We start from the raw sequence: 13,143 nt of genomic DNA, 5'->3' as shown, positions 1-13,143 counted from the left end.
GGAACCGTTCCAGGGCCGTCAGCCGTGATCATTAAGCGCTGAATTCGTCGAGAGCTTTCTGAGCCTCATCGAGCCAGGTCTGGTAGGTCTTAATTGACTCGCGTGCTTTCTCGGCATCCTTGGTCCGACCAGCGGCCTCAGCCTTGTCAGCCTGGGTCCTGAGCTTGTTGATCTGGGCGCTGAACATGTCAACGGTGGCGCGGGCACGCTCGCGAGCCTGCGGATCGGTGCGCTTCCATTCGGCTTCCTCAGCGGAGTGGACCTGATACTCCAAGTCACGGACGCGGGCGTCAATACGTTTCATGGCGTCGTGGGGGACTCGACCAACCTCATTGAACTTTTCAAGGAAGACGCGGAGCTTGACCTTGGCCTCCTCAATGTCCTTGACGGGTAGAATGTCCTTCTCGGCCTCGTCAAGGAGCAGCTCCTTGACCTGCTGGTTACCGCGATATTCCTCGTCCTGTTGGCTCTGGGCAGCGGTGCGGGCACCGAAAAACGTGTCCTGAATAGTGCGGAACTCCTTCCAGAGTTTGTCATCAACATCGCGGGGAGCAGGCCCGGCGGCCTTCCAACGATTCATGAGGTCACGGAACTGGCGAGAGGTCTCACCCCAGGCCGTCGAATCGGCAAGCGGACGAGCCTCCTCGAGGATTTGCTCCTTAATCACGCGAGAGCGCTCCCGTAGGTGGTTCTGCTCAGCCATATGCTGCTTGCGGCGACGGGTAAACACAGTGCGAGCCCCGGAGAAGCGGTGCCACAACTCGTCGTCAGTCGTCTTGTCGATACGGGGGAGGCGACGCCACTGGTCAAGCAGATCGCGAAACTTCCCGATGCCACCACGCCAGTCATCGCCAGCAGCGATAGCTTCTGCCTGAGCGACCATCTCCTCCTTGGCCTGCTTGGCGCGGGCTTTAGCTTCAGCTCGTTCCTCACGGCGGGTCTCCGCCTTAGCGTCGATAGCGGGGTTTAGGGCCTCCACCCGGGCTGCGAGAGCTTCCAGATCGCCAACGGCATTGGCCTCCCGGATGGACGTGACCAGCCTACTGGCGGCAGACCGTGTCTCCTCCGGCGAGGCGGTGCTCGAGCTCACTCGTGATTCCAGCAGCGACACCTCGGTCTCGAGGGCGTGATAGCGGCGCACGAAGAATTCAAGGGCTTCCTCGCTAGTGGAGTCCGGCACCTGGCCGACAGACCTCTCCCCGTCGCTAGTTCGGACGTAAACGGTGCCGTCATCATCGACGCGACCGAAGGACTGCGGAGTTTGTGCGTGACTCATACGCCCCATCTTGCCCGATAAACTGGCAAACGTGTTCATCGCGTCATTTATCACAGGTCCTTTTCAGGCCAATTGCTACCTGTTAGCGCGCGAACAGGGGTCTGAGTGCATCATCGTCGACCCTGGCATGGGTGCTGAAGAGTTCCTTGGAGATGCCTTGAGAACCCATCACTTGGTTCCCGTAGCGATCGCTCTGACTCATGGCCACATCGACCATATTGGTTCTGCCCGACAAGTCGGGGCCAAATACGGCACCCCGGTGCTGTGTCCTCGTGACGATCGCCACCTCCTTAGCGACCCAATGGCTGGACTCGCCGATTTTGCTCGTCCGCTCGTCGAACAGTGGTACGGGTCGACGACCCTACGCGAGCCAGAGGAGGTCGTTGACGTCGAACCCTTCTCCCATCACGAATACGCCGACCTCGACCTGGAGTTTCTGCACGTACCGGGCCACACCCCCGGGTGCTCCATGATTCGCATGATCGACGCCGAGTTCGGTCCCATCATCATGTCAGGAGACGTCCTTTTCGCCGGATCTATCGGACGCACCGATCTGCCAGGTGGGAACCCCGCTCAGATGTCACGCAGCCTTGCCAACGTTGTCTGGCCCTTGGATGATGCCAGCCATGTACTGCCCGGACACGGTGGACCAACGACAATGGCCAATGAACGCCTGACTAATCCATTCTTGAGCCACCACTAGACCTCACCGCATCTGAATGAGTCCGATCGCCTTCGGGCTGGCACAATAAAGGCTGACGGGGGTAACCCGTTGTCGTAACCAACTTTTCGAAGGATCTCTCATGGCCCGCCTCAAGCCCCTGTCCGGTTTTCCCGAGTTCCTGCCCTCAGGGCAGATGGTGGAGAACCATGTGACTCGGATTCTTGAGGAGACCTTCGAGCTTCATGGCTTCGCACCGATTCATACTCGCGCCGTCGAGCCCATGAGACAGCTCACCCGTAAGGGGGAGATCGACAAAGAGGTCTACGTCGTTGACCGGCTGCACGCTGATCCGCACGACTCGCGTTCCGAAAAGGATTGCCTTGGCCTACATTTTGATCTGACCGTTCCCTTTGCACGCTATGTGCTGGAGAATGCCGGGCATCTCTACTTCCCGTTCCGTCGCTACCAAATTCAGAAAGTGTGGCGTGGCGAGCGTCCGCAAGAGGGCCGCTACCGCGAGTTCACCCAGGCTGATATCGATATCGTTGGCGATCAGACTCTTGCTGAGCATCATGACGTCGAAACCCCACTCGTGATGCTATCGGCTCTTGAGCGACTGCACACGGAGTTGGGATTCCCAACCGTCACCATGCACGTCAACAACCGCAAGCTCTCCGAGGGGTTCTATCGCGGGCTCGGCATTGAAGATCCGATGGCGGTGCTGCAGCGGGTCGACAAGTACGACAAGATTGGCCCGGACGCTGTCCGCGAGCTGCTTGTCGACGAGTTAAGCCTTTCCGACGATGTCGCCGCTAAATGCGTCGCTTTGGCCTCCATCCAATCGAGCGACGACTCCTTCATCGCCAAGGTACGTGAGTTGGGGGTAACCAATGAGATGCTCGAGGAGGGCTTGGACTCCCTCAACCGGGTCGTCGCTGCTGTCAACAAGGCGGTTCCTGGGCGCATGGTCGCCAACCTTAAGATCGCCCGAGGGCTGGATTACTACACCGGTACCGTCTACGAGACTGAGCTCACCGGCCACGAATCGATGGGTTCAGTATGCTCGGGCGGCCGTTACGAGTCCCTTGCCTCCGACGGTAAACACGTCTACCCGGGGGTAGGCATCTCTCTGGGCCTGACCCGGTTGCTGGCGCCGATCCTTTCGCGTGGCGAGCTGTCCTCCTCACGCTCGGTTCCCTCTGCAGTTCTGGTTGCCGTCAACACGGAGGAGGATCGCGTTACTTCTGAAGCCGTCGCCCAAGCGCTGCGTTCCCGCGGCATCCCATGCGAGGTGGCTCCTAAGGCAGACAAGTTCGGGAAGCAGATCAAGCACGCTGATCGTCGGGGTATCCCATACGTGTGGTTCCCAGGCGTCGAACACACCGACCGCCGTGACGCCGACACCGTCAAGGACATCCGGTCAGGCGATCAGGTCGAGGCTGATGCGGCCTCGTGGAACCCGCCTACCGAGGATCTTTATCCCGGTGTGATCGGCACCTGGTGATCTGTAAGCCACAGGGGCTTAGCAAGAGGACGTGCGTATTAGAGCACGTGCAGTGACGACGTCGTCAGCAGCGAGAGTAAGCCACCACAACGTTCCTAACCCCAAGCTGAACCGCTGCCAAATTCCTGTGTAGTCCATGGGAGTGCCGTCGAACCAATCTATGGCGCCAATGCCGTTGAGGAGGGTGAAGACCACCCAAGCCCACGTCACCACCAGACCGAAGCCGCGGAATCTCGTCATGGTCGAGTTGAGCAGCAAGATCGGAAGTGCGAAACCGACGACGACGATGGTCGAGGTTCCGACGTGGATGAAATGGCTCCAACTCACGTGCCCAGCCTCCTCGGCCGCCAGGCAGGCCTTGGACCGCGTGGGAGAGCAGTCCATCGTCACCAAGGCGTCAAGGACGCTGAAGAGCCCGCCGGCGACGAACCCAACACCTGACCACCCTTGACGACCGAGAGGCCGACGACCGGCCCACGCGAGAGTGGCCAGGCCTGCCAGGCACAGGGAGGTACCCATGATGACGTCGGTGGTCTGGAAGAGGTAACGCCACGGTTGGTCACGAGCGGAATACTCCGAGACGAAGGCGTGCAACTGGCTCATCGCAGGGTTGAGAATGCCCGCGAAGGCCCAGGTCAGGGACGCCAATGACGCCACGATGAGGAGGGCGGCGCGCCAGCGACGGTACGTCGCTTCACGGTCAGGACTCAGCACTGGCGGCCTTCCCATTCGCTGCGCAGCATGCCGTGGTAAAGCTGGACTCGGATCATCGAGCCGCTGAGACAGGAAGCTCGTCGCAGTCCCTCGGCCACCATCCCGGCTTTCTCCATGACCCGTCCGGAGGCGACATTGGCCGGATCGTGGCTGGCTTCCACCTTGTTGGCCTCCGCGACGGCGAAGAGGTAGTTCATCACTGCGACCAGCGCCTCGGTGCAGTATCCCTTGCCCCACCACCGTCGTCCGACGACGTAGCCAACATTGACCAGTCCGACGGTGAGGTCCTCCTTGACGACTGAGGTCTGGCCGATGAGAGTCCCGTCCTCGATCAGTTCGATGCCCCAGTTGAAGGTTCCCGGATCCTCGTAGGAATCGACCCAGGGACCGACGACGGCCCGGCTCACATCCACGCTGGAATGAGTGGGCCACGTGAGGAACCGGGTGACCTCCGGGTCACTGGCCCAGTCATCGTACACCTGTTGGGCATCGTCAACCGTCAACCGCCGAAGCACTAGGCGATCCGTCTGCAGCCGGCGGGTGCCAACCAGTTTCATGACGGTGACACTATCACCGCCCTCAAAAGCCCCTCACAAGCGCACAGACAGCTCCATAACCGGCGTACCATTGAGATTTGGGCGCGACGCTGTTTGCGGTGAGGTCGGAATCTCCTGGTCCGGTTCCGGGCGCACCGCCTGGTTAGCGCCAAGTTCCTCGGCAACATTGCGGTCCCGCGCGGTAGCAGCCATCAACTTGATGCGGTTGAGCTGGTTCACCTGGGAGGCCCCCGGGTCATAATCGACAGACACCACGTTGACCTCCGGGAACTGACGGCGGATCTCGCGGAAGATGCCACGGCCGGTGACGTGGTTGGGTAGGCACGCAAAGGGCTGCACAACAGCGATATTCGGTACCCCCTCACGGACCATGTCAACCATCTCACCGACGAGATACCAACCCTCACCAGCCTGGTTACCGAGCTGAACAATGCGCTGGGCATCCGCCATGAGTTCGGTAATCGGGGTAGGGACCTCGAACCGAGTGGACTTGCGCAATGCTGCGGTAACCGGCTTCTGATACTGCATGAGCAGCCCCCGGAAAGCCTTTTTGACGTGACGGCCCCACCTGTCGGTGCCGAAGGTCTTGTAGTTATAGTCGCCAGCAGACAAGCAGTTGTAGACGAACCACATCAGGCCCGGCAGCACAGCCTCACAGCCCTCAGACTCGATGGTCTCGACGATGTGGTTGTTGGCGTCGGGATGGAACTGCACCAAGATCTCGCCGAGCACACCGACTCGCGGCCGACGCGGTCCATCGACCAAGTCGAGGCGTTCGAAATCGTCAACGATGCCATTGATCATGGCCTTGTAAGTCGTACGGCGTCCCCAGGTTGTGGAATGCCCACTGTCCAAAAAATGCTCGCGAGCAATGGTCGTCCAACGGTGCATGAGTTCGTCGGCGGATCCCGGAACCACCTCGTAAGGACGGGTACGAAGATGCACCTTCTGCAGCAGGTCTCCGATGGTAATGGCCTGCACCATGCGGTGGATAAGGGGAGCAGTCAAGGAAAAACCCGGATTGTCCTCGACACCCTGCAGGGAGGCTGCGATGACCGGGATATTGCCGAACCCAGCCTCCTTGAGAGCCTTGCGTAGTAGACCTATGTAGTTGGTAGCCCGGCACATACCACCGGTCTGAGTGAGGAGGAGAGTGGTGTGGTCAAGGTCGTACCCGCCGGACTTCAATGCCGACACGAGCTGCCCAATGACGACGATGGCCGGGAAACACGCATCATTGTTGACCACCGACAGGCCGTAATCAATGTTCTCCCGGGAAGCCTGCTTCAACACCTCGACCTGATAACCCGAGGCCCGCAGAGCAGCCTCAGCGACGGAGGTCTGATAAGGGGCCAGCTGAGGCACCAAAATGGTGTGGGTAGCTTTCATCTCCTTGGTAAAAGGCACTCGGTCATCCGACAGCGGATGCGTGGCCAGTTTGCGGTTGTGGCTGGCTCTTTCCTTCGACGCGGCCTGCAATGAGCGCATCCGAATGCGAGCCGCTCCCAGGTTGGATACCTCGTCAATCTTGAGGGTGGTGTAAATACGGTCGCGAGCAACCAGGATCTCGCGCACCTGGTCAGTCGTAATGGCATCGAGGCCACAGCCGAATGAATTCAGTTGAACCAACTCAAGGTCGGGACGGGCTCCGACGAAAGCAGCTGCTTGGTAGAGGCGGGAGTGGAACATCCACTGGTCACGCACGCGCAGCGGACGTTCCAGCAGACTGGCTCCCAGATGGGCAACCGAGTCCTCAGTAAGCACTGCCATCCCCAAGGAATTCACCATCTCGGGAATCCCGTGATGAATCTCCGGATCGACATGGTAGGGACGTCCCGCCAGGACAATTCCGGGGACCTTATGCTCGGCCATATAGGCTAAGGCATCTTCCCCCATCTTCCGGATATCGTCATGGAAGGCCTTATCTTCTTCCAGACCTTTGGCAATGGCTTGGCGGGCTTCGTCGACAGTGACACCATCGTTAGCGAAGATCTCGGCCAGCCGCTCGGCGAGCTTGGCAGGGTCAGCTAGTGAGAGGAAGGGCGAGATGAGCTCGACGTTTTCGTCTCGTAGGCTTTCGACGTTGGCCCTAATGACCTCGGGGTATGAGGCAACTACCGGACAGTTGAAGTGCGCGTCAGCGTCGGCCACGCTGACCTGCTCAAATCGGATACAGGGGTCAAAAATCCGCTTCACCCCGCGCTGGACAAGGTCCTCGACGTGACCATTGTTGAGTTTGGCGGGATAGCAAATATTCTCGCTGGCAATTGATTCCATGCCCTTTTCGAACAGGGCGTGGGAAGAACGTCCCGAGATCATGACGCGGTACCCGAGTGCCGACAGAGTCGTGAACCAGAACGGGTAATTTTCGTACATGTTCAGGGCGCGGGGCAGGCCCAAGTCGCCACGGAACGCCTTCTTTACCGGCAAGCGCCGGTATCCAAAAAGCCTCTTGTACTTGGCTTCGAATACGTTGGGCAGCTCGGGCTTGGGAAGCCTGGCCATCTTGCGATTATTGACCTCGGCGCCACGATCGCAACGGTTGCCCGAAACAAAGACGCGACCATCGGAAAAGGTGGCGATGGTGCGCTGGCAGTGGTTTTGACACAGGGTGCAGTCGTCACGGTGGGTCTCGACGGCGAAACCATCGAGCTCGGCACGCTCCCGTAAGCCGTCGGAGGTGGTGGGCTCCCCGGCATGGAACCGGGCGTGAGCCGTCAGGGCTGCCCCGTACGCTCCCATAAGGCCGGCCTCGGCGGGACGGACGACCTCGCGACCGGTGAGCTTTTCGAAGGCCCGCAGAACGGCGTCGTTAAGGAAGGTTCCACCCTGGACGACGACCTTATCCCCCAGCTGTGCAGGATCGGTGAGCTTGATGACCTTGTACAAGGCATTGCGAACTACCGAGTAGGACAATCCGGCAGCAATATCAGCGGGGGAGGCGCCCTCCTTTTGTGCTTGCTTAACTGACGAGTTCATAAAGACGGTGCAGCGACTACCCAAATCTACCGGATGCTGAGCGAGCAGGCTCATAGACGCGAATGATTCGATATCGGTATCCATGCCGGCAGCAAAGGTCTGCAGGAAGGACCCACACCCTGACGAACATGCCTCATTAACAGAGATCGAGTCGATGACCTGATCGACGACGCGCAAATACTTCATGTCCTGGCCACCAACGTCGATGATGGCGGTCACTCCGGGAAGTAGATGGTCGGCGGCTCGGTAATGTGCCATGGTTTCGACTTCGCCATCCTCGGCGCCCAGTGCGGCCTTGACAAGCCCCTCACCGTACCCAGTGGTACAGGTACGGGCGATAGTGGTTTCCGCCGGCATGGTGTCGTAAAGGTCGGCGAGGATCTGTACCGCTGCGCTCACCGGGTCACCCTCATTAGAGGCGTAATGGGAAGCGACGATGTTGAGGGACTCGTCGAGGAGGACTGACTTGATTGTCGTTGATCCGGCGTCAATACCCAAGAAAAGGTTCCCGCGAGCGTCATGTAAAGGTAGGCGTGGCAGTTTGGCGTGAGAATGCCGCTGATTAAATTCGGCTAATTCCTCCTTGGTGCGGAACAGCGGCGGCATGGACTGGGAAATTCCATTTTGGGTACGAGCGTGTCGTGAACGTTTCGCGGTTTCCGCAAGAACTATCGGCTCAGACGTTGACGTTAAGGCCGCACCCATAGCCACGTACAGCTGGGCACGTTCCGGAGTGATGTACCCGTCAACCTTCTTACCTTCGAGGACTCGCGAGAAAGCGTCTCGCAAGCTTGGCATGAAGTGAAGCGGGCCACCAAGGAAGATGACCTTACCTCGAATGGGACGGCCACACGCCAGGCCGGCAATGCACTGGGTGGCGACAGCCTGTAAGACCGAAGCGGCTAGGTCCTCGTGACGGGCCCCCTCATTGATGAGGGGTTGGAGGTCGGACTTGGCAAAAACACCACAGCGCGAGGCAATGGGATGGATGGTCTCGGCACGGGATGCAAGGTTATTGAGACCGGGAGCGTCGGTGTGCAGCAAGGTAGCCATCTGGTCGATGAAGACACCGGTACCCCCCGCACACGAACCATTCATGCGCTGCTCGGGGACCGGCTTGAGGTAGGTGATCTTGGCGTCTTCACCACCGAGTTCGAGAAGCACGTCGGCGTCGGGATTCCAGTGCTGAACGGCGGCTGTCTCAGCCATGACCTCCTGTATGAAGGTAAGGTCCAGCGCCTCGGCAGTGCCCAATCCTGCCGATCCGGTAACGGTCGCGCGCACTTTTGCGCCAGGAAGGGCATCGGAGGCGTCTCCGAGCAAAGATGCCATAGCGCCGGTGATATCGGCGTGGTGGCGTCTGTAGTCTTCGAAGAGGATGTTCTCGTCGGGGTCAAGGATAACGGCCTTGATCGTCGTTGATCCGACGTCAAGACCCATCCGAAGGTCCTGCACGTCCAGTGGAATCGCATTGCCGTTGTGTGCGTCCATGTACCCATTTCATCACCGTGGAAATCACGTTGCAGCGGGAGGGGCCTCTTTCTCAGCCGAAGTCTTGGGGAGTACGGTCATGGCATGTCTCAGTCACAGTGCGCACAATCGTCTCGCCGTGGTCCGCGTGGTGAGGCTGGGGCTGCGAGGGCCGCAATCTTGACTGCGGCCCGGTCCCTTTTTCTGGCCGGTGACTTCCAGTCAGTGAGCCTGAGGGCCATAGCTCGCGAGGCTGGGGTGGACACCTCGCTGGTGAGTTACTACTTCGGCTCTAAACAATCCCTCTACAACGAGGCGATGTCCTTGCCTAATGGTCCGCACCGAATCATCGCAGAGGTGTGTTCGCGAACCGACCCCAATCATCTAGGGGATGCCTTGGTGAAGGCGTTCATCGATGCCTGGGATGGCCACCTTGGCTTAGGCGGACCAGATCCACAGATGCAAGGTGTGGTGCAGGCACTTCTTACCCAGCCCGACGCCTTCGACATGCTGCGTCGGTTTTACACCGAGGAAATTTTGGCCCCAGTCGTCGAACTACTCGTTCCTCGATTCGGCGTCGCAGAAGCAGGGGTACGGGCCTCTCTTGGACTTTCGCAATTGCTGGGGATTTTCACGGCTCGCTACGTCGTGGGGCTGCAATCTCTGGCGGATCTTCCGGCGACGGAGCTCATCGCCCGGGAAGGGCCTGCCCTGCAGAGCACCCTGACGGGACCGACCGCCGACGGTTAGCACTTTTTCGCCACAGGAGAGATTCAGTTCGCTTACCGCAGTGCTACGGCTAGCGATAGAGTCGCAGTCACAAGCTTGGCGCATGGCCGCGCCTCACGCCCACGGATAACGGGAGATTACCTATGACCATCGCAATCAAGATGGGTTTTCTCGATGACGGCCCCATCGTCGACGACCAAGGTCGACTTGTTGGGCGAGGGGGCGGAACCGCCCTCGTCGAGCAGCTTCTGACTATGTACCCGGGGGCAGTCGTCGTTAATTACGAAGATCGTCAGTGTGATGGATTTGAGGCCAAAAAGCTGACCAGCCTCGAGCCGCTCGAAACCCTCGTCATCAACCTCGATATCATCGATTCAGTTGGCGTTTTCCAGACCATGCACCGCGAGGGTGCCGAGCCCAAGATCCTCAACCTCCAGTGGCTACCTCCATCCCACTACCACCACAAAGTGAACTTCGCGGCTATGGGGCTCGCTTATGCTCTCTTCCCCACCCTGTGCTCCGGTGAGCGCACTGCTGGCGAGGTGACCGAGCTGGTTCGCCGGTGGACGATCTCCCCGTTGGCTCACCAGGCCCGGGTCGCCTGGATTCAGCCTGGTATTCGCGATGACCTCGTCCGCGAGCACGTCGATCCCGACGTCCCGACGGTTCTCTACCCGGCAATTCATCTTACTGAAGCCAAACGCCCGAAGCTATTCCTCGATGTTATGACTCGTGTCGCCGCGGATATGGACGTGAGGATGGAGGCCCGTCTGAGCCAGCGCGATCTCGCTAGCGTTATGGCGATGAAGATGTCGTCGCCAAAATGGGCTTCGGTCGGCCCCCTTTTCGGTCAACGCGAGGAGTACTGGGAGTCCCTCGCACGCATGACGGCTTTCCTAGCCACAGCGAAGAACGAGGCCTATGGCTTCGAGTATCTTGAGGCTCTCGTCGCCGATGCTATCGGCGTCTTCCCGGATGCCCCCTGGGCGCATAAGACGGTTCCTGAGGATTATCCATACTTTTACCGCACTAGCGAGGAAGCGGTCTCGATGCTTAAGGGAGTCCTCAACGACCCGCAGACTGCGCGTAACACCATTAATGAGCTCGCCGGCGGGTCAATCCGCGACTGGATTCTCGAGCACAACAAGCGTTCCGGCGGCAATGAGGCCATGCGTAAGCAGATCGAGGAGTGGTTCCCCGAGATTCAAGTCTGATCCGAACCAATAAACGAACGGGGTGTTCGAAGCATCCCCTCGCGGGCATCCGTTTCGGGCGTGGATGACGATGGCCATAGCCCGCCGGTATGCTGTCTTGCGGCCCGTACCGTCTATGCGTGGCCTGCAACAACGGAAGGATGAAACGTGCTGCGAACCCATGACGCAGGAACCTTACGAGCCAGCGACATCGGCAAGGTGGTGACTCTTGCCGGATGGGTTGGGCACCGGCGTGACCACGGCGGCGTCGCCTTCATCGATCTTCGCGACGCCTCAGGTCTAGCTCAAGTAGTCATCCGCGACGAGATTCTGGAATCCTCGGGTGCCCATGACTTGCGTAACGAGTACTGCATCAAGTTGACCGGTCTCGTCGAGGCCCGTCCAGAAGGTAATGCCAACCCGAACCTACCCACTGGTGAGATTGAGGTCGCCATCTCCGAGCTTGAGGTGCTCAACCCCTCGGCACCGCTGCCATTCCAGATCGACGAGCACGTCAGCGTTGGCGAAGACGCCCGTCTGAAGTATCGCTATCTCGACCTGCGCCGTCCGCGTCAGCATGAGGCTCTGGTGCTGCGTTCACAAGTGACCCACGCTATTCGTGAAGTGCTAGACCGTCACAATTTTTACGACATCGAGACCCCGACCTTGACTCGGTCCACCCCTGAGGGTGCCCGTGACTTTCTGGTTCCGGCTCGTCTGGCCCCGGGTTGTTGGTATGCCCTGCCGCAGAGCCCTCAGCTGTTTAAACAGTTGCTCATGGTCTCGGGCATGGAGCGCTATTACCAGATCGCTCGTTGCTACCGTGACGAGGACTTCCGTGCCGATCGTCAGCCTGAGTTCACCCAGCTTGACATTGAGATGAGCTTCGTTGACCAGGACGATGTCATTGCGCTGGCCGAAGAGACCATGGCAGCCTGCTGGAAGATCATTGGCGTCGACATGCCGACGCCAATACCTCGCATCACCTGGCATGAGGCCATGGATCGATACGGCTCTGACAAGCCCGATCTACGCTTCAGCAACGAGATCATCGAGGTCACCGACTTTTTTGCCAACACTCCGTTCCGGGTTTTTCAAGCTCCGTATGTCGGTGCGGTCGTGATGCCCGGTGGAGCCTCCTTGCCACGTCGTCAGTTCGATGCCTGGCAGGAGTGGGCGCGCACCCACGGCGCCAAGGGTTTAGCCTATATCACGGTCTCTGACGAAGGTGTGCCTGGCGGTCCGGTTGCCAAGAACATCTCTGATGAGGAGAAGGCGGGGATCGCTGAAGTGGTCGGCGCTAAGCCTGGCGATGCCATCTTCTTTGCTGCGGGACCGAAAACCTCCTCCCAGGAGCTACTCGGTGCCGCCCGTCTGGAGATCGGCCGTCGTTGCGAACTTTTCAATCCGGCTGACTGGGCCTTCTGTTGGGTTGTTGACGCTCCGTTGTTTAAGCCCACCAAAGAAGCCGAAGCTTCCGGCGACGTCGCCGTTGGGGCCGGCGCTTGGACTGCCGTCCACCACGCCTTCACCAGCCCAACCCCGGACTGCCTGGATACCTTCGACACCGATCCGGGTTCAGCTTTGGCGCACGCTTATGACTTCGTCGTCAACGGCAACGAGGTAGGCGGCGGATCTATCCGTATCCATCGTCGCGACATCCAGGAGCGGGTCTTCAACGTCATGGGGATTGGCCCCGAGGAGGCGCAGAAAAAGTTCGGCTTCCTCCTGGATGCTTTCAAGTTTGGCGCCCCGCCCCACGGCGGCATCGCTTTCGGCCTGGATCGTCTAGTCATGCTGCTGGGAGGCTTCGAGACCATCCGCGACGTCATTGCCTTCCCGAAGACTGGTAATGGCTACGACCCGCTGACGGCCGCCCCTGCGCCAATTTCCCCGGCGCAGCGGCGCGAAGCTGGTGTGGATGCTAGGCCGAAGAAGCCTTCCAGCGGTCAAACCTCGAATGAAGAGGCAGACAAGTCCAAGAAGTGACGACCGTATGGTAGCGTTCAGGCGGCGGTGGTATCAGTCGCCGCCCGAACGTTACTCGGTGAATACGC

Annotated in this window: 9 protein-coding genes; 5 read left to right on the top strand and 4 right to left on the bottom strand. The window is 59.6% G+C overall.

Annotation, left to right across the window (positions count from 1 at the left end; genetic code table 11):
* Positions 1-31: 31 nt before the first annotated feature.
* On the bottom strand, positions 32-1,330 hold the full coding sequence (locus tag F1563_RS01285; RefSeq protein ID WP_007433855.1) for a DUF349 domain-containing protein: 1,299 nt from the start codon (positions 1,328-1,330) through the stop codon (positions 32-34).
* On the opposite strand from F1563_RS01285, the gene F1563_RS01280 reads away from it, so the two are divergent.
* Positions 1,308-1,979 carry an MBL fold metallo-hydrolase gene (locus F1563_RS01280; protein ID WP_002526827.1) on the top strand — a complete coding sequence of 224 codons (672 nt, stop codon included), beginning with the start codon at positions 1,308-1,310 and terminating at the stop codon, positions 1,977-1,979. The genes F1563_RS01285 and F1563_RS01280 overlap by 23 nt on opposite strands.
* 100 nt (positions 1,980-2,079) lie before the next feature.
* Positions 2,080-3,444 carry a histidine--tRNA ligase gene (gene hisS, locus F1563_RS01275; RefSeq protein ID WP_002526826.1) on the top strand — a complete coding sequence of 455 codons (1,365 nt, stop codon included), beginning with the start codon at positions 2,080-2,082 and terminating at the stop codon, positions 3,442-3,444.
* Positions 3,445-3,462: 18 nt separating this feature from the next.
* On the opposite strand, the gene F1563_RS01270 is transcribed toward hisS, so the two are convergent.
* Genes F1563_RS01270 through F1563_RS01260 form a run of 3 tightly spaced genes read right to left on the bottom strand, consistent with a single transcriptional unit; the run spans position 3,463 to position 9,185 of the window.
* The gene (locus tag F1563_RS01270; RefSeq protein ID WP_002526825.1) at positions 3,463-4,173 is read right to left on the bottom strand and encodes a DUF998 domain-containing protein; all 711 of its coding nucleotides are present in this window, start codon (positions 4,171-4,173) and stop codon (positions 3,463-3,465) included.
* Positions 4,152-4,715 carry a GNAT family N-acetyltransferase gene (locus F1563_RS01265; RefSeq protein WP_002526824.1) on the bottom strand — a complete coding sequence of 188 codons (564 nt, stop codon included), beginning with the start codon at positions 4,713-4,715 and terminating at the stop codon, positions 4,152-4,154. Before F1563_RS01265 ends, F1563_RS01270 begins: the two co-directional genes overlap by 22 nt.
* A 33-nt stretch (positions 4,716-4,748) precedes the next feature.
* Positions 4,749-9,185: an acyl-CoA dehydratase activase-related protein gene (locus F1563_RS01260; RefSeq protein ID WP_002526823.1), complete on the bottom strand. Its 4,437-nt coding sequence runs from the start codon at positions 9,183-9,185 to the stop codon at positions 4,749-4,751.
* Between the two features lie 84 nt (positions 9,186-9,269).
* Here F1563_RS01260 and F1563_RS01255 point away from each other — a divergent pair, with 84 nt between their 5' ends.
* The 3 genes from F1563_RS01255 to aspS all read left to right on the top strand — a co-directional run bounded on the left by F1563_RS01255 (position 9,270) and on the right by aspS (position 13,075).
* Complete coding sequence (locus tag F1563_RS01255; protein WP_002546871.1) at positions 9,270-9,914, top strand: TetR/AcrR family transcriptional regulator; 645 nt, start codon at positions 9,270-9,272, stop codon at positions 9,912-9,914.
* Between the two features lie 122 nt (positions 9,915-10,036).
* Positions 10,037-11,107 carry a hypothetical protein gene (locus F1563_RS01250; RefSeq protein WP_002526821.1) on the top strand — a complete coding sequence of 357 codons (1,071 nt, stop codon included), beginning with the start codon at positions 10,037-10,039 and terminating at the stop codon, positions 11,105-11,107.
* Between the two features lie 147 nt (positions 11,108-11,254).
* Positions 11,255-13,075 (top strand): aspartate--tRNA ligase, encoded by a 1,821-nt coding sequence (gene aspS, locus F1563_RS01240; protein WP_002526820.1) that lies wholly within the window; start codon positions 11,255-11,257, stop codon positions 13,073-13,075.
* The last annotated feature ends 68 nt before the right edge of the window (positions 13,076-13,143 follow it).

This window comes from Cutibacterium modestum (genome assembly GCF_008326345.1).
Lineage (GTDB): Bacteria > Actinomycetota > Actinomycetes > Propionibacteriales > Propionibacteriaceae > Cutibacterium > Cutibacterium modestum.
This window is presented reverse-complemented; position numbering and strand designations above follow the sequence as displayed.